This window comes from Kitasatospora sp. NPDC057936, assembly GCF_042887525.1.
Taxonomy (GTDB): domain Bacteria; phylum Actinomycetota; class Actinomycetes; order Streptomycetales; family Streptomycetaceae; genus Kitasatospora.
In genome coordinates this window covers 39146-55318 of sequence record NZ_JBHVPD010000011.1, presented here as the reverse complement: position 1 = coordinate 55318, position 16173 = coordinate 39146, and the positions used below count along the sequence as shown (strand labels likewise).

General features: G+C 74.4%; 12 protein-coding genes. 11 read left to right on the top strand and 1 reads right to left on the bottom strand.

Annotated elements, in window-relative coordinates:
* Nucleotides 1–687: 687 nt before the first annotated feature.
* The 7 genes from ACFVU9_RS08765 (at nucleotide 688) to ACFVU9_RS08735 (ending at nucleotide 10471) form a co-directional block, all read left to right on the top strand.
* Complete coding sequence (locus ACFVU9_RS08765) at nucleotides 688–2769, top strand: glycogen debranching N-terminal domain-containing protein (RefSeq protein ID WP_380439580.1); 2082 nt, start codon at nucleotides 688–690, stop codon at nucleotides 2767–2769.
* A gap of 87 nt (nucleotides 2770–2856) precedes the next feature.
* Complete coding sequence (locus tag ACFVU9_RS08760; RefSeq protein ID WP_359964826.1) at nucleotides 2857–3615, top strand: NUDIX domain-containing protein; 759 nt, start codon at nucleotides 2857–2859, stop codon at nucleotides 3613–3615.
* A gap of 207 nt (nucleotides 3616–3822) precedes the next feature.
* Nucleotides 3823–5304 carry an ATP-binding cassette domain-containing protein gene (locus ACFVU9_RS08755; RefSeq protein WP_387591341.1) on the top strand — a complete coding sequence of 494 codons (1482 nt, stop codon included), beginning with the start codon at nucleotides 3823–3825 and terminating at the stop codon, nucleotides 5302–5304.
* A gap of 3 nt (nucleotides 5305–5307) precedes the next feature.
* Nucleotides 5308–6213: a hypothetical protein gene (locus tag ACFVU9_RS08750; protein ID WP_380439510.1), complete on the top strand. Its 906-nt coding sequence runs from the start codon at nucleotides 5308–5310 to the stop codon at nucleotides 6211–6213.
* Between the two features lie 162 nt (nucleotides 6214–6375).
* Entirely contained in the window at nucleotides 6376–7254 is an 879-nt protein-coding gene (locus ACFVU9_RS08745; RefSeq protein ID WP_380439512.1) for a FadR/GntR family transcriptional regulator, read from the top strand.
* 450 nt (nucleotides 7255–7704) lie between these two features.
* Complete coding sequence (locus ACFVU9_RS08740; RefSeq protein WP_387591336.1) at nucleotides 7705–9354, top strand: RNA polymerase sigma factor; 1650 nt, start codon at nucleotides 7705–7707, stop codon at nucleotides 9352–9354.
* Nucleotides 9355–9538: 184 nt separating this feature from the next.
* Entirely contained in the window at nucleotides 9539–10471 is a 933-nt protein-coding gene (locus ACFVU9_RS08735) for a S1 family peptidase (protein ID WP_387591333.1), read from the top strand.
* Nucleotides 10472–10648: 177 nt separating this feature from the next.
* On the opposite strand, the gene ACFVU9_RS08730 is transcribed toward ACFVU9_RS08735, so the two are convergent.
* Nucleotides 10649–10882: a hypothetical protein gene (locus ACFVU9_RS08730; RefSeq protein ID WP_380439516.1), complete on the bottom strand. Its 234-nt coding sequence runs from the start codon at nucleotides 10880–10882 to the stop codon at nucleotides 10649–10651.
* Nucleotides 10883–11421: 539 nt separating this feature from the next.
* Here ACFVU9_RS08730 and ACFVU9_RS08725 point away from each other — a divergent pair.
* The 4 genes from ACFVU9_RS08725 to ACFVU9_RS08710 all read left to right on the top strand — a co-directional run bounded on the left by ACFVU9_RS08725 (nucleotide 11422) and on the right by ACFVU9_RS08710 (nucleotide 16095).
* Complete coding sequence (locus ACFVU9_RS08725; protein ID WP_380439518.1) at nucleotides 11422–13533, top strand: type IIA DNA topoisomerase subunit B; 2112 nt, start codon at nucleotides 11422–11424, stop codon at nucleotides 13531–13533.
* A 155-nt stretch (nucleotides 13534–13688) separates the two neighbouring features.
* Nucleotides 13689–14174 carry a DUF1453 domain-containing protein gene (locus tag ACFVU9_RS08720; protein ID WP_380439520.1) on the top strand — a complete coding sequence of 162 codons (486 nt, stop codon included), beginning with the start codon at nucleotides 13689–13691 and terminating at the stop codon, nucleotides 14172–14174.
* Nucleotides 14175–14239: 65 nt separating this feature from the next.
* Entirely contained in the window at nucleotides 14240–15397 is a 1158-nt protein-coding gene (locus tag ACFVU9_RS08715; RefSeq protein WP_380506576.1) for a sensor histidine kinase, read from the top strand.
* Nucleotides 15394–16095 (top strand): response regulator, encoded by a 702-nt coding sequence (locus ACFVU9_RS08710; RefSeq protein WP_380439524.1) that lies wholly within the window; start codon nucleotides 15394–15396, stop codon nucleotides 16093–16095. Before ACFVU9_RS08715 ends, ACFVU9_RS08710 begins: the two co-directional genes overlap by 4 nt.
* The last annotated feature ends 78 nt before the right edge of the window (nucleotides 16096–16173 follow it).

Below are 16173 nucleotides of genomic sequence, written 5' to 3'. Positions count from 1 at the left end.
CCTCGGTCTCTGCAGGTCACAGCGGTCACGTCGCCGTTCACGGTGTCACCGGGTGCGGGCGCCGCGACACCCGCACCGTATCCTGGCCGCCGTCGGGCGCCGGTCCGACGGCCGTGCTCCTCCCCGGGGCGCCCGGGACCGGCCGCCGCCGGGGTCGTGCGGTCCGCTGCCGGGCCCGCGGTGACGGCCCGCTACCGACCGTCCGGGCGCGGCGCGGCAGGAGCGCCCGAGCCCGGAGGCTCCGGCCGGGCGTGACCTGGGGCCGGTGTGCGGCGTTGACTCCGGGGGCCCTGTGCGCGCACCGCGGCGGGAACCGCGCCGTACCGGCGTCCCGAACGCCGGACTCGCGAGCGGCCGCACACGGCACCGCGACCGGCCGCCGCGCGCGAGCGGCCGACCGGGGCGACGGGCCACGGGGAGAGGGCGCCACCGGCCTGCCGGTGCGCGAGGCCCGACGGCGGGCCGGGCACACCGACGTGCCCGGCGCGGCGACCCGGCGCGCGGGTACCGGCCCGGTACCGCGCACCGCATGGCACGACCCGCCGCCGGGTACGGCCAGACACGGCAGAACCGCCGACGGGACATCCCGCCGGCCCGGCACCATCAGCACGCGATCGAGCATGCTCGCGGCCCACCGGCCTGACCCGGCCACCGGACCGCCGAGGGGAGGAGAGTCCGGTGACCGCCATGAGGCCGCCCCAGGCCGCGCCGGCCGAGACCGTGGTCGGCGCGCCGCGACCGGTCGGCCGCCCCGACCAGGTCCCGGCCGGCCCGCCCCGGCCGCAGCCCGCCGCCGTCCACCACGCGGTGCTCTGCGTCAAGGCCCCCGGGATGGCCGCCTCCGGGCCGGACGGCCAGCTGCGCGGGCACGGGCTCCACGGCTTCTACCGCAACGGCGTCCGGGTCGTCGCGCGGATGGAGCTGCGCCTCGGCGGCATGGAGCCGCTGCCCCTCCAGGGCACCCAGACGAGCGCCGCCGAGGCCCGGTTCCTCGGTGCCGTCCGCCTTCCCGGCGACCTCGACCCGGACCCGGCGCTCACCGTGGAGCGGCTGCGCCAGGCGGACGGCGTGGAGACGGTGATCGTGCGCAACACCGGGGCCCGGCCCGCCCGGCTCCCGCTGGAGATCGCGCTCGGCACCGACCTCGGCCCGGTCGGCGAGATCGCCGCCGGGCACCGCTCACCGGACCTGCCGGGCCAGGTGCAGTCCGCGGGCCTGCGCTGGGCCGGCCCAGCGCACAGCGCGGTGGTGTCCGCGAAGCCGTCCCCGCACGCCGTCCTCGCCGGTGCCGGGGTGCTCCGCTGGGACCTGGAGGTGCAGCCGGGCGCCCGCTGGTCGGTCGAGCTGCGTGCCGAGCTGGAGAGCACCGTGCCCGGTGCGCGTCCGCCGGGCGGTCGCGGCACGGGCGTCCCGCTGCCCTGGTCCGAACCGGAGGTCCGCGCCGACGACGGCCGGGCGGCGCTGCTGGTCACCCGCTCCCTCGACGCCCTCGGCGGCCTGCTCTTCGCCGACCCGGACCGACCGACCGACCTCTACCCGGCCTCCGGCGCGCCCTGGCGCTTCGGCCTCGCCCCGGCCGACGCGCTGTGGGCCGCCCGGCTGACCCTCCCGCTCGGCACCCGGCTCGCCGCCGGCACCCTGCGGGCGCTGGCCCGGCGCCAGCAGCTCGCCCCGGCGCCGGGCCGCACTGAGGGGCTGCTGCCCGGCGCCCTGCGGCACGGCGGTCCCGAGCTCCCGCCCACCTGCACGGCGACCGAGGCCACCCTGCTGTTCGTCACGGTGCTGGCCGAGGCCTGGCGCTGGGGCCTGCCGAGGGCCGAGGTCGCGGACCTGCTCCCGGCCGCCGAACGGGCCCTCGGCGCCCTCCGGGACGGCCTGGTCGACGGCTTCGTCACCGACCTGAGCCGTCCGGCCGAGGACCGCGCCGCCCACCCGGTGGCCGCCCGCGCCGAGGTCCAGGCCCAGGCGCACCGCGCCGCCCTGCACGGCGCCGAGCTCCTGGAGGCCTTCGGCCGCCCCGGCGCCGAGGAGTGGCGCGGCTGGGCCGCCGGGCTGCGCGGGCGCTTCCGCGAGCGGTTCTGGATCGACGACCTCTCCGGCGGGCGCCCCGCCGCGGGCCTGGCCCCGGGCGGGCAGCCGCTCCCGGCCGTCGCCTCCTCCTTCGTCCACCTGCTCGACACCGGCCTCGCGGTCGACGGCGGCCGCCACGAGAGCCTGCTGGACCGCGAGCAGACGCGGCTGCTCGCCCAGCGCCTCGTGGCCCCGGAGCTGGACAGCGGCTGGGGTCTGCGCACCCTGAGTGCCAAGTCGCCGCGCTTCAACCCGCTGGGCCACCGGGGCGGCGCCGTGCGGGTGCACGAGACCGCCCTCGCGATCGCCGGGCTCGCCGGGGCCGGCCACGAGAACGAGGCCGGCACCCTGCTGGAGGGCCTGCTCGCCGCGGCCACCCACTTCGAGGGCCGTGTGCCCGAGATGTACGCCGGCGAGCAGCGGATCCCCGGCTGCCCGCCCGTCCCGCACCCGGCCGCGTGCCGTCCGGCGGCGGTCTCGGCCGCCGGGGCCGCCCACGCGGTCTTCGCCCTCGCCGGGGTCCGCCCGGACGTCCCCGGCGGCCGGGTCAAGGTCCGCCCGGCGAGCACGGCCCCGCTCGGCGAGCTGGAGCTGACCAACCTGCGGGTGTCCGGGGAGCGCTTCTCCGTCCGGGTGAGCCGCATCGGCGTGGCCATGGTCGAGGAGGCGCCCGCGGACCTCCAGCTCGTGGCGCGCTGATCCCCGCCCGGGCCTGCCGGCGGGCCATGGGCACGGGTTGTACACGGGCCTGTGCTTATCGTCAGAGAGACGACTATGATCGTCGCCATGTCGCGCTATGACCCGTCGGCCTTCCCCCCGTTCGCAGTCACCGTTGACCTGGTGGTGCTGACGGTGCGCGACCATGAGCTGTGTGCCCTGCTGGTGAGACGGGGCGAGCCCCCGTTCCAGGGGTACTGGGCGCTGCCCGGCGGCTTCGTGCGGCCGGACGAGGGCCTGGCCGAGGCGGCCTCCCGCGAGCTGGCCGAGGAGACCGGGCTGCGGGCGCACTCCGCGCCCGGACACGACGCCGTCGGCCCGGGCGCGGCCGGCGCCCACCTGGAACAGCTGGCCACCTACGGCCACCCGCAGCGCGACCCCCGCATGCGGGTGGTCAGCGTCGCGTACCTCGTCCTCGCTCCCGACCTACCGACGCCGCGGGCCGGCGGGGACGCCAGCAGCGCCCGCTGGGCGCCGGTCGCCGAGCTGCTCGGGCAGAGCCCGGCCGACGGGGTGCCGCTCGCCTTCGACCACGGGCTGATCCTGGCCGACGGGGTCGAGCGCGCCCGCTCCAAGATCGAGTACTCCTCGCTCGCCACCGCCTTCTGCCCGGCCGAGTTCACCGTCGGCGAGCTGCGGAGGGTCTACGAGGCCGTCTGGGGCGTGGTCCTGGACCCGCGGAACTTCCACCGCAAGGTCACCGGCACCCCCGGCTTCCTGCTGCCCTCCGGCGGCACCACGACCCGTCAGGGCGGGCGCCCGGCGCAGCTGTTCACCGCGGGCGGTGCGACGGTGCTCAACCCGCCCATGCTCCGCCCGGAGTCCTGAGGTCGCGCGCCCCGGTACGTCGGCCCGCCTCGGTCCGATCCCCCCGGCCCGGCCCGTCGGCCGGGGAATCGCAGGATCGGATTGTCCCCTGATCGGGTGAGGTGGGTGGCCCGCGGGCCCGCGCCGCTCCCGTAATGCCCGGAATCTCCTCCGCCGACCCCTAATGTGCTGGCGCGGGGCCGGTCGAGGGCATGGGAGCAGGCAGCGATGATCCAGATCACCGGACTGACCAAGGTCCGCGGCAAGGGCGCTCCGCCGGTCTTGCTGGACCTGACCTTCGACGCCAGACCCGGCCTCGTGACGGCGCTGCTCGGCCCCGAGGGCGCCGGCAAGTCCACCGCGCTGCGGCTGATGGTCGAACTCGACCGCGGGCAGGGCGTCACGCTCTTCCACGGCCGCACCTACCGCCGCCTGCGCCGCCCCGAGCGCGAGGTCGGCGTGCTGCTGCAGGGGCCGGGGGAGGGGAGCGCGGCCGTGGCCGGGCACCCGGGCCGCACGGCGCGCGGTCAGCTGCGGATGCTCGCCGCGGCCGTCGGCGTGCCCGCCCGCAGAGCCGACGAACTGCTGGAGCAGACCCGGCTGGCCACCGTCGCCGGGCAGCGGCTGCGCACCTTCTCGCCCGGCATGCACCGGCGGCTGGCGCTCGCGGCCGCGCTGCTGGGCGCCCCCGGCGCGCTGCTCCTGGACGCGCCGACCGAGGGCCTGTCCCCGCGCAACGTGGAGTGGTTCCACTCCTTCCTGCGCTCGTTCGCGGTCGCGGGCGGGACGGTCCTGGTGACCACCCGCACCCCGCAGGAGGCGTCCCGGCTGGCCGACCGCGTGATCACGCTGGACCGGGGCCGGCTGGTGGCCGACCAGCCGGTGGTCGAGTTCCGCCGCACCCGGCTCAGCCCCGAAGTGGCCGTCCGCGGACCGCAGATGGCGCGGCTGGCCGACCTCCTGGTGGGCCAGGGCGCCCAGGTGCGCCGGGACGGCGGCGCCGGTCTCGCCGTGGCGGGCATCGGGCGCACCGAGATCGGCGAACTGGCCTACCGGCACGGCATCCTGCTGCACGAACTGGCGGACCGCGTGGTCGAGCAGCCCGCCCCGAGGGCCGTCCTGCCGTCCGCCTCCGGTCGCTCCGGTCAGATCCACGTCCAGCCGAAGTCCGCCGATGAGCGCAAGCCCGTCGCGCAGCCGCAGCCGTCGGCCGGTCCGGCCGGTCCGGCCGGAATGACAGAACTGGCCGAACCGGCCGAGCCGACCGAGCCGACCGAGCCGAGGCCCCACGGCGACGCCGCCTTGCCCACCCGGGCCCTGCCGGTCGCCTCCGGCGCCTCCGTCGCGACCGCCCTCTCCGCCCTCGCCGTCACCGGGGCCACCCGCGAGCGGCCGGCCGAGCCCCCGCGCGCGCACGACGCCTCGGACGAGTCCGGGGCCGCACCGGAGCCCGTGCTCCGCCCCGTCCGGGTGCCCAAGCCCGATCTCCGTTCCGCCGACAGCGCCGCGACGACCGTGGCGGTGGACCGCCTCTTCAGAGCCGGGCCCACGGCTCCGGCGGCCGCCCTGCTGTCGGACGACACCGTCCGGCTCGGCCGCGTGACGCCTGCGGCATCCCCGGCCGCTCCCGTCACCCCCACCACCTCCACCACCGCCCCCACCACCTCCACGACCACCTCCGCCACCCCCGTCGACCCCCGGAGCGAGTGAACCGTGCGCGTCCTGGCCTACGAGCTGCGCCGGCTGCGCGGCCTCCGTTCCACCTGGCTGCTCCTCGCCGCCGTGCTGCTCTGCGACGCCGTCGTGGCCGCCGTCCTGGCGGGCCAGCGGCCGGAGGGCCCGCTGCCCGGCCCGGCCGGGGTGCGGCTGCTGACCGCGGCCTTCCCGCTGCTCCCGCTGCCGTTCGCGGCGCTCGGGGCCGGACTGCTGGGCGCCCTCGCGTACGGGCACGAGGTCCGCTTCCCGGGGCTGCCGGCCTCGTGCGTGTCGTATCCGCGCCGGGTCCGGCTGCTGGTGGCCAAGCTGCTGGTGATCGGCCCGGTGGCGGGGCTGCTGGCGCTGGCCACCCTGGTGGTGGACACGGTGGCCGTGCACCTCGCGCTGCCCGCCGGGGTGACGGTGGCGGCCTGGGCGGACCCGTCCGCGTTGTCCGGGCGGGTGTCCGGGGCGCTGACCTCGGCCGGGCTGTCCGGGCTCGCCGACCTGCCGGGAGCGTTCGGGCCGGTGGCCCTGGTCGCCGGGCACGGGGTTCCGGGCGCCCTGCTGGCCTTCGTCCTCCTGACGGTCGTGGCGGGCTGGACCGGCGTCCTGACGGCCTCGCTCACCCGCAGCGCCGTCGCCGGCGTGCTCGTGCTGTGCGCGCTGCCGCCGCTGCTGGAGTCGGGCGTGGCCCTGCTGCTGCGGCAGACCGGCACGCCGTGGCCGACCCGGGCGGCCGAACTGCTGCCGTTCCAGTCGGGCGTCGAATGGGCGTACGGGTGGGTTTACGGCGGAGACCGGCGGGTGGCGCCCGGAGGCACCGCGCTGACGGACCCGGCGCTCCTCGCGGCGGTGGCCGCCCCGGCGGCCGTCCTGCTGGTGGCGGCCCTGGTGATCCAGACCCGGCGCCGCGCGCTCTGATTCCCGGGCCGCCGACCCGAAGCACCAAGATCGACCAGCAGTGACCGTAATGCGCGGTTCTTCCTGATAAGAAGTCAATTATCCAGTCACGGCCGATCACCCTTTCGTGTGCTTTTCACGAGAATTCTCAAGCTGCGCCTGCCGATCGCCGACAAAGGACCTGTGAGTACCCTTGCGCACCCCACCATGACCCCCGCCCGTTCCGCCGATGGGCCCATCCACGGCCCCGGCGATCTGGACCGCTTCTCGTACGCCGACCGGCCGACCCCGCCGGCGCCCCGCTGGGAGGGCGCCGAGTCCGAGCTCGCCAGGGTCGGCCGCAAGACCACCAGCAGCCGCGGCCGCGGTCTGCACGGCCAGCTGGTCCAGCAGCTCGGCCAGATGATCGTCTCCGGTGACCTCGGCGCCGACCGCCCGCTGGTGCCCGAGGAGATCGGTCAGCGCTTCGAGGTCTCCCGCACGGTCGTCCGCGAGTCGCTGCGCGTGCTGGAGGCCAAGGGTCTGGTCAGCGCCCGGCCGAACGTCGGCACCCGGGTCCGTCCGGTCGGCGACTGGAACCTGCTCGACCCGGACATCATCGAGTGGCGCGCCTTCGGTCCCCAGCGGGACGAGCAGCGCCGGGAGCTCTTCGAGCTGCGCTGGGCCATCGATCCCCTGGCCGCCCGGCTGGCCGCCGGCCACGGCCGCGAGGACGTCCAGCAGCGCCTGGTCGAGCTGGTCGAGATCATGGGCCACGCCGCCGCCCAGGCCGACCTCTCGACCTACACCCGGGCCGACGCCGAGCTGCACGGCCTCGTGCTGCAGATGGCCGGGAACCGGATGCTGGAGCACCTCTCGGGGATCATCTCCTGCGCGCTCCAGGTCTCGGGCGGCCCGACGACCTCCTGCGAGCGCCCCTCCGAGGCCTCGGTCAGCCTGCACTCCCGGCTGGTGGACGCGCTCGGCACCGGCGACGGCACGGCGGGCGAGGCCGCGATGCGGGCGCTGCTCACCGTCCACCCCGAGATCGAGCCGTCCGTCCCGGCCCCCCGGGAGCACTGAACGGTCTGGTTCGGTCCGCCCGCCCACGGCCCTCCGGCCGCACCGCCCGGTGCAGCCGGAGGGCCGTTCTGCCGGGCCCGGAGGGACATCCCGTCGGGGGCCGGGACGGCCTCCGGGCCGGGTGGGCATGTGCATGGCGGCAGATTCCGGCGCGAGTGCGCGATGATGGAGTCCGGCCCCGGGCCGCGGGCGCCCGAGCGGTGTGACCCGCGACACGAAGGCCATGCGTAACACTTGACGAGTAGCAGCGATGTGTCCTGAGCGGAAGCAGCTCCGGAATACTCCAGCACGCCACGTGGCTGTGTTGGTCCGCGGCGCTGCTGCCGTCCTGCAAACCCAGTCCTCAAGCCCGAGTCGGTCGGAATCGACACCGCGCGTCCGACGCGCGATCTCCTTCCCCGCCCGCTCGGGCGGCCGGTACGGGTTCGAGTCCACTCATCGTCCGAGAGGTTGTTCGTGTCGGCCAGCACATCCCGTTCGCTTCCCCCCGAGATCGCCGAGTCCGCGGCTCTGCTGGCTCTCATCGAGCGGGGCAAGGCCCAGGGGCAGATCGCCGGTGACGACGTGCGCCAGGCGTTCGAGGCGGACCAGATCCCGGTCACCAAGTGGAAGAACGTCATGCGCAGCCTCAATCAGGTGCTGATTGAGGAGGGGGTGGACCTCATGGTGAGCGCGGCCGAGCCGGCCGGTGCCAAGCGCAAGAGCGTTGCCGCCAAGAGCCCCACGAAGCGCACCGCCACCAAGGCTGTCACCACCCGGACCCCGGCCGCCCCGTCGGCCCCGACCAAGCCGCCCGTGCGCATCGCGCCCGGCGCCCCCGTCGCGGCCCCGGCCGTGGCGGCCGCCACCGCGCCCGCGCCGACCGTGTCCGCCGAGATCACCGCCGAGGAGACGACCACGGTCGTCACCGAGGTGAAGGCCCCGGCGAAGAAGGCCATGGCCAAGAAGGCCGTGGCCAAGAAGGCCGCCGCGCCGGCCAAGAAGACCGCCGCCAAGAAGACCACCGCCGCCAAGACCGCCAAGGGCGGCGAGGAGGAGCTGCTCGGCGAGGAGGAGCTGCTCGAGGACGTCGCGCTGCCCGGCGACAAGGCCGAGGCCGAGGCCACCGGTCCCGAGGAGGAGTCGGAGGGCTTCGTCCTCTCCGACGACGACGAGGACGACGCGCCGGCCCAGCAGGTCGCCGTCGCCGGTGCCACCGCCGACCCGGTCAAGGACTACCTGAAGCAGATCGGCAAGGTCCCGCTGCTCAACGCCGAGCAGGAGGTCGAGCTCGCCAAGCGCATCGAGGCCGGCCTGTTCGCCGAGGACAAGCTCTCGGCCGCCGACAAGCTCGCCCCCAAGCTCAAGCGCGAGCTGGAGATCATCGCCGAGGACGGCCGCCGCGCCAAGAACCACCTGCTGGAGGCCAACCTCCGCCTCGTGGTCTCGCTGGCCAAGCGCTACACCGGCCGCGGCATGCTCTTCCTGGACCTGATCCAGGAGGGCAACCTCGGTCTGATCCGTGCGGTCGAGAAGTTCGACTACACCAAGGGCTACAAGTTCTCCACCTACGCCACGTGGTGGATCCGCCAGGCGATCACCCGCGCCATGGCCGATCAGGCCCGCACCATCCGCATCCCGGTGCACATGGTCGAGGTCATCAACAAGCTGGCCCGCGTCCAGCGCCAGATGCTCCAGGACCTGGGCCGCGAGCCCACCCCGGAGGAGCTGGCCAAGGAACTCGACATGACCCCCGAGAAGGTCATCGAGGTCCAGAAGTACGGCCGCGAGCCGATCTCGCTGCACACCCCGCTCGGCGAGGACGGCGACAGCGAGTTCGGTGACCTCATCGAGGACTCCGAGGCGGTCGTGCCGGCCGACGCGGTCTCCTTCACCCTGCTCCAGGAGCAGCTGCACTCGGTGCTGGACACCCTGTCCGAGCGCGAGGCCGGCGTCGTGTCGATGCGCTTCGGCCTGACGGACGGTCAGCCGAAGACCCTCGACGAGATCGGCAAGGTGTACGGGGTCACCCGTGAGCGCATCCGCCAGATCGAGTCGAAGACCATGTCGAAGCTGCGCCACCCGTCGCGGTCCCAGGTGCTGCGCGACTACCTGGACTGATCCGACACCGCGCGGGCCCTGCCTGCGCGAGCACTCACGAGAAGGCCCGGAGCCCCACGGCTCCGGGCCTTCTCGGCCGTCCGGAGGGGGTTCGTCACCGTCCGAGTGGCGCTTGTCGCTCGTCCGGGTGGCCGTCCGCCGGGAAGCGGTCGCACAGTGTAGCCGGTCACCTACGCTGTGCCGGTTGCCTGCTGCCGAGCCACCTGGAGAAACGGTGCTGCCCAACCCGGACCGCGCGGACCTGACGACCGCCGCCCCGCCCCCGGCGACCCCGGCCGCCGCCCGGCCGGGCCGCCGAAAGCGCGCCGCCGTGCTGGCGCTGCTGGCGGCCGCACCCGTCCCGCTGGTGGCCTTCGGCGCCGCCGCGCCCGCCGAGGCCCAGCGCCGGGTGGTCGGCGGCGGGGTGACGAGCACCGCGGACCACCCGTGGATGGTGGCGCTGGCCAGTCGCCAGCAGTTCGGATCCGGGCGTTCCGGGCAGTTCTGCGGGGGAGCCCTGGTCACCCCGACCAAGGTCGTGACGGCCGCGCACTGCTTCTTCGACGAGCCCAAGGGCGTCCGGGTGGACCGGCCCGGCCTCAAGGTGATCGTCGGCCGGGACGACATGCGCGGCACCGCCGGGTACGAGGTGCCGGTCAAGAAGATCTGGATCCACCCCGACTACAGCTGGTCCGCCAACATGAACGACGTGGCCGTGGTCACGCTCGGTGAGTCCCAGGGCTCGCGGCCGGTGATCGACCTGCTCGGCCAGGGCGAGAGCGAGCCGTACGCGACCGGGACCAGGGCGCAGGTGTACGGCTGGGGCGACACCACCGGGCGCGGCGACTACTCGGCCCCGCTGCGCACGGTGGACGTGCCGGTCGTCGCGGACCAGGTGTGCGCGCGCGACTACCCGGGCGGGCCGGAGGGGAAGTTCGAGGCCCGGACGATGGTGTGCGCGGGCGAGGAGGAGCAGGGCGGCAAGGACGCCTGCCAGGGGGACAGCGGCGGCCCGCTGGTCATCGGCGGGCGGCTGGCTGGCCTGGTGTCCTGGGGGACGGGTTGCGCGGAGGCGCACCACCCAGGGGTCTACACGAGGATCGCCGCCCTCTCGGACGCGGTGCACTCGGCACTGTGACGGCGGAACGTGACCGCACGGTCACGTTCTGACGTTCCGTCGGAGGGGTGGCGTGCCTCGGGGAACAGCAGAGCCGGGCGACCGGCCCCCGGAGGGGTCGATCGCCCGGCCCACCGGTCGCGCGCAGTGCGCGACCGGACACACAGCTCGACGCTGGCTGCTGGGTGGCGCCCGGGATCAGCGCTCGTCGTCGGTGGCCGTCGCAGCGGTGGTGCCGCTCAGGCGACCGCTCTCGTCCTGTATCTCAACGGCGATCTTCTTGAGCTCCGGCTCGAACTTCCGGCCGTGGTGGGCGCAGAAGAGCAGCTCTCCGCCGCTGGCGAGTACGACGCGCAGGTAGGCCTGGGCGCCGCAGCGGTCGCAGCGGTCAGCCGCGGTGAGCGGGCTCGCAGGTGTCAGAACAGTAGTCACGTCGCCTCTTCTCTAGCTCGACGAGCTGTCGTACCAGGGTCAACATCCAACCAGGCCGAAAACGTTCCCGCTCGTGGCTTTTCTTCTCTGAGGATTCTGCTGTGTTGATGAGGACGTGCCCCGGGGGCCGGTGGTTCATGCGTACCGGATCCCAGGATCCGCCCGTGCCTCGAACGCCCGATCGGGACCGGGTACGAGGTCCGCGTAGCATAATCCTCTGCCGGGTTGGAGCATAAGCCCCGTCCCAGGCCCCGGTAGCCTGCATAACGGCAGTTCCGGAGCCTGCGCCGGACCCCACGAACCGCCAGGACCGGTGGTACCGGGAGGAGATGGCGCCCCGGAGCCCCGGGCTCCGGCCCAGCCCGTGTTCGCGCAGCGCGTACAAGCTGCGCGGGACCGGCCCGCCGTGCTGGGCACCCAGCGGAGGGGTGCGCACACGCCGGGCGACGGCTGTCGGTGCGGCGTGCTGCACTGGCGGACGGTCCGGACGCGTTCCGGATGTGACCGATGAGACAGAACTTCACCGAGGAGAGTGCCGCGTGAGTGCCGAAACGACCGTGCCGTCCGCACTGCTGGCCGGTGACGACGGCTCCAACTACACCGCTCGGCACCTGCTCGTCCTGGAGGGGCTGGAGGCGGTCCGCAAGCGCCCCGGCATGTACATCGGCTCGACCGACAGCCGCGGCCTGATGCACTGCCTGTGGGAGATCATCGACAACTCGGTCGACGAGGCCCTGGGCGGCCACTGCGACCGCATCGAGGTCCTCCTGCACCCCGACTCCTCGGTCGAGGTCCGCGACAACGGGCGCGGCATCCCGGTCGACGTCGAGCCCAAGACCGGGCTGTCCGGCGTCGAGGTCGTCATGACCAAGCTGCACGCCGGCGGCAAGTTCGGCGGCGGCTCCTACGCGGCCTCCGGCGGTCTGCACGGCGTCGGCGCCTCCGTCGTCAACGCCCTCTCGGCCCGCCTGGACGTCGAGGTCGACCGCAGCGGGCACACCCACGCGATGAGCTTCCGCCGCGGCACCCCCGGCATCTTCACCGAGGCCGGCCCGGACGCGCCCTTCGAGGCCGCCAACGGCATGACCAAGGCCCGCAAGGTGCCCAGGACCCGCACCGGCACCCGGATCCGCTACTGGGCCGACCGGCAGATCTTCCTCAAGGACGCCCGCCTCTCCCTGGAGAACCTGCACAACCGGGCCCGGCAGACCGCCTTCCTCGTCCCGGGCCTGACCATCGTCGTGCGTGACGAGCGGCTCACCGAGAGCGAGAAGGCCGAGGAAACGGTCTTCCGCTACGACGGCGGCATCGCCGAGTTCTGCGAGTTCCTGGCCCCCGACAAGCCGGTCTGCGACGTGCTGCGGCTGCGCGGCGAGGGCACCTTCAAGGAGACCGTGCCCGTCCTGGACGACCTCGGCCACATGACGCCCACCGAGGTCACCCGCCACCTCGGCGTGGACATCGCGCTGCGCTGGGGCGCCGGCTACGACACCACTCTGCGCTCGTTCGTCAACATCATCGCCACCCCCAAGGGCGGCACCCACGTCACCGGCTTCGAGCGCTCGCTCGCCAAGACCGTCAACGAGGTGCTGCGCGCGAGCAAGCTGCTGCGCGTGGCCGAGGACGACATCACCAAGGACGACGCCACCGAGGGCCTGACCGCCGTCGTCACCGTCCGCCTCGCCGAGCCGCAGTTCGAGGGCCAGACCAAGGAGGTCCTCGGCACCTCGGCGGCCAACCGGATCGTCGCCGCCGTCCTCGCCAAGGAGCTCAAGGCCTTCCTCACCTCGGCGAAGAAGGACGACAAGCTCCAGGCCAGGGCCGTCCTGGAGAAGGTCGTCGCCGCCGCCCGCACCCGGGTCGCCGCGCGCCAGCACAAGGAGGCCCAGCGCCGCAAGACCGCGCTGGAGACCAGCTCGCTGCCGGCCAAGCTCGCCGACTGCCGCAGCGACGACGTCGAGCGCAGCGAGCTGTTCATCGTCGAGGGCGACTCCGCGCTCGGCACCGCCAAGCTCGCCCGCAACTCCGAGTTCCAGGCGCTGCTGCCGATCCGCGGCAAGATCCTCAACGTCCAGAAGGCCTCGGTGAGCGACATGCTCAAGAACGCCGAGTGCGCCGCGATCATCCAGGTGATAGGGGCCGGCTCCGGCCGCACCTTCGACATCGACCAGGCCCGCTACGGCCGCGTCATCTTCATGGCCGACGCCGACGTCGACGGCTCGCACATCCGCACCCTGCTGCTGACCCTCTTCCACCGCTACATGCGGCCGATGGTCGAGCAGGGCCGGGTGTTCGCCGCGGTGCCGCCGCTGCACCGCATCGAGCTCACCGCCCCCAAGCGCGGCCAGGAGAAGTACCACTACACCTACTCCGACGCCGAACTGCGCTCCACGCTGCTGGAGTTCCAGCGCAAGGGGATGCGCTGGAAGGAGCCGGTGCAGCGGTACAAGGGCCTCGGCGAGATGGACGCCGACCAGCTGGCCGAGACCACCATGGACCCGCGCCACCGCACGCTGCGCCGGATCAACCTGGGCGACCTGGAGCAGGCGGAGAAGATCTTCGACCTGCTGATGGGCAACGACGTCGCCCCGCGCAAGGAGTTCATCGTGGACTCGGCGGCCACCCTGGACCGCTCCCGCATCGACGCCTGACCCGCCCGCCCGCGCGAGGGCCCTCCACCCACGGGTGGAGGGCCCTCGCGCGTGTGCTTCCACCCCCGGTCCACCCGGGCTCCGATCACCGGGCGGCGCCCGATCCGTAGCGTCGGTGAGGTCAGCACACAGCTTCCGTCGGGACGGAGAATCCGATGACCGCCCTCGTCAACATCGTCGTGATCATCGCGGTACTGGCCCTGGTGGTCCGGCGGCAGATGCGCGCGCAGCGCCTGGACACCGAGCGCCGGTTCTGGCTGCTGCCGCTGATCCTCGGGGCGCTCGCGCTGCGCGACCCGCAGCTGATCGACCACGACCACGCGGCGCTCTCCGCCGTCCTGCTCGGCGCCTCCCTCGTCGCGGTGCTCGCCATGGGCTCCGTCTGGGGCTGGACCGTCCGGCTCTGGCGGGCCGCGGACGGCTCGGTCTGGGCCAAGGGCACCAAGGCCACGGTCGCCGCGTGGGTAGGCATGATCGCCATCCGGCTCGGCCTGTACGGGATCGGCTCGGCGATGCACGTCCACCAGGCGGGCAGCGCCCTGATGCTCGGCATCGCGGTCATGCTGCTGGTCCGCTCGCTCGTGGTGAACTGGAGGGCGCGGACCGCCGAGCTGCCCCGGCAGGCCGCCGTGATCGGCTGACCGCGCCGCCGCCCCGCCGCCGCGTTCGAGCCGCCGCCGTGTACGACACCCCCGAGGAGGACCCCGTGACCGGGTACTGGACCCGCTGGCCGGCCCGCGAGGGACTGGAGCGCGAGGCCGAGAGCGGCCCGCGGCGGGTCCTCACCGTGCTCGGCCGGATCGTGATCCTCGTCAGCGTCACCTGGGGGACCTTCGCCGACGGCCGCTTCACCGGCTGGGCGGCGGCGGCCGCAGCCGGCGGGCTGGTGGCCATGGTCGGGCTGAGCACGGTCTACCTGAATACCAGCCGGGCGCAGCGGCTCGTGCCCTCGCTCGCCGCGGCCGGCGCCCTGGTCGGCCTCGGGTGGCTGGCCAACTGGGGCCACGCCATCGTGCTGGCGGACGTCACCTGGCTCGGGCTGGCGGTGATGGCGCTGGTCCGGCTGCCGCCCGCGCCCGCGGTCCTCGTCGCGGTGGCGTCGCTGGGCTCGTACACCGCGGCCAGCTGGGCGAGTTGGCTCAGCGTCGTGACGTCGGTCGGCGGGCTCGGGCTCCTCGGCTTCCTGCTGCGGCTGGACATCGAGGCGCGCGGCACCGCCCGCCGCCTGCTCGCGCAGGAGCGGGCCGCCCGGGCCGCCGAGGCCGAGAGCGCGGCGCTCGCCGAACGGGCCAGGATCGCCCGGGAGATCCACGACGTGCTCGCCCACAGCCTCTCCGCCCAACTCGTCCACCTGGAGGCGGCCCGGCTGATGCTGGACGCCGGGACCGACCGCGAACAGGTCCGCGAACGCGTCGTCGCCGCCCGGCGGATGGCGCAGGACGGGCTGGCCGAGACCCGGCAGGCGCTGTCCGCGCTGCGCGGCGAACTCACCCCGGTGGGGGACTTCCTGGTCGAACTGACCGGACGCGAACGGGCGGTGTTCGGCGTCGTCGGCACGCCCCGGCCGCTGGCCGCCGAGGCCGCGCTCGCCGTGCGGCGCACCGCTCAGGAGGCGGTGACCAACGTGCGCAAGCACGCGCCCGGGGCCCGGTGCGAGGTCGAACTGCGCTACCTGCCGGACGCGGTGGAGCTGGAGGTGCGCAACTCCGCGTCCCCGCGCGGCGCGGCGCCGGGGGAACTGGCCGCCAGCGGCAGCGGGTACGGTCTGCTGGGGATGCGCGAACGCGCGGAACTGCTCGGCGGCACCCTGCTGACGGGCCCGGAGGACGGAGGGTGGCGCGTGCTGCTGCGGGTGCCGGCGTGAGCGCGGGAACGACCAGGGTCCTGGTCGCGGACGACCAGACGGTGGTGCGCGAGGGCATCGTGATGCTGCTCGGCCTGCTGCCCGGGATCGAGGTGGTCGGCGCGGCGGCGGACGGGGAGGAGGCCGTCGCCCTGGTGGAGCGGCATCACCCGGACGTGGTGCTGATGGACCTGCGGATGCCGCGCGTCGACGGCGTCGAGGCGACCAGGCGGATCCGGGCGGCGCACCCGGAGACCGAGGTCGTCGTCCTCACCACCTACGCCGACGACGACTCGCTGTTCCCCGCGCTCCAGGCCGGCGCGCGCGGCTACCTCACCAAGGACGCCGGCGGCGAGGAGATCGCCCGGGCCATCGCGGACGTGCGCTCGGGCGCGGCCGGGCTCTCGCCGCAGGTCCAACTCCGGCTGCTGGAGCGGCTATCGGAGGGCCGCAAAGCCTCCCCGGCGACCCCCGAACCGGCCCCCGCGCCCGCCGCCCGGGCCGCGGAACTGCCCGACGGACTGACCACCCGGGAGGCCGAGGTGCTCGCGCTGATCGCCGAAGGCCTCTCCAACGGTGAGATCGCCCAGCGGCTGTTCGTCAGCCCGGCCACCGTGAAGACGCACATCAACAACCTCTTCGCGAAGACCGCCGTGCGGGACCGGGCACAGGCCGTCGCGTACGCCTTTCGGCACGGAATCACCGGTACGCATCAGTAGTCGGATGAGTGTCTGTCGGATCATCGATCACCTCATCGAGTGAACGTATCTGCAATGGTCAAAACCGCTGCTCAGAGG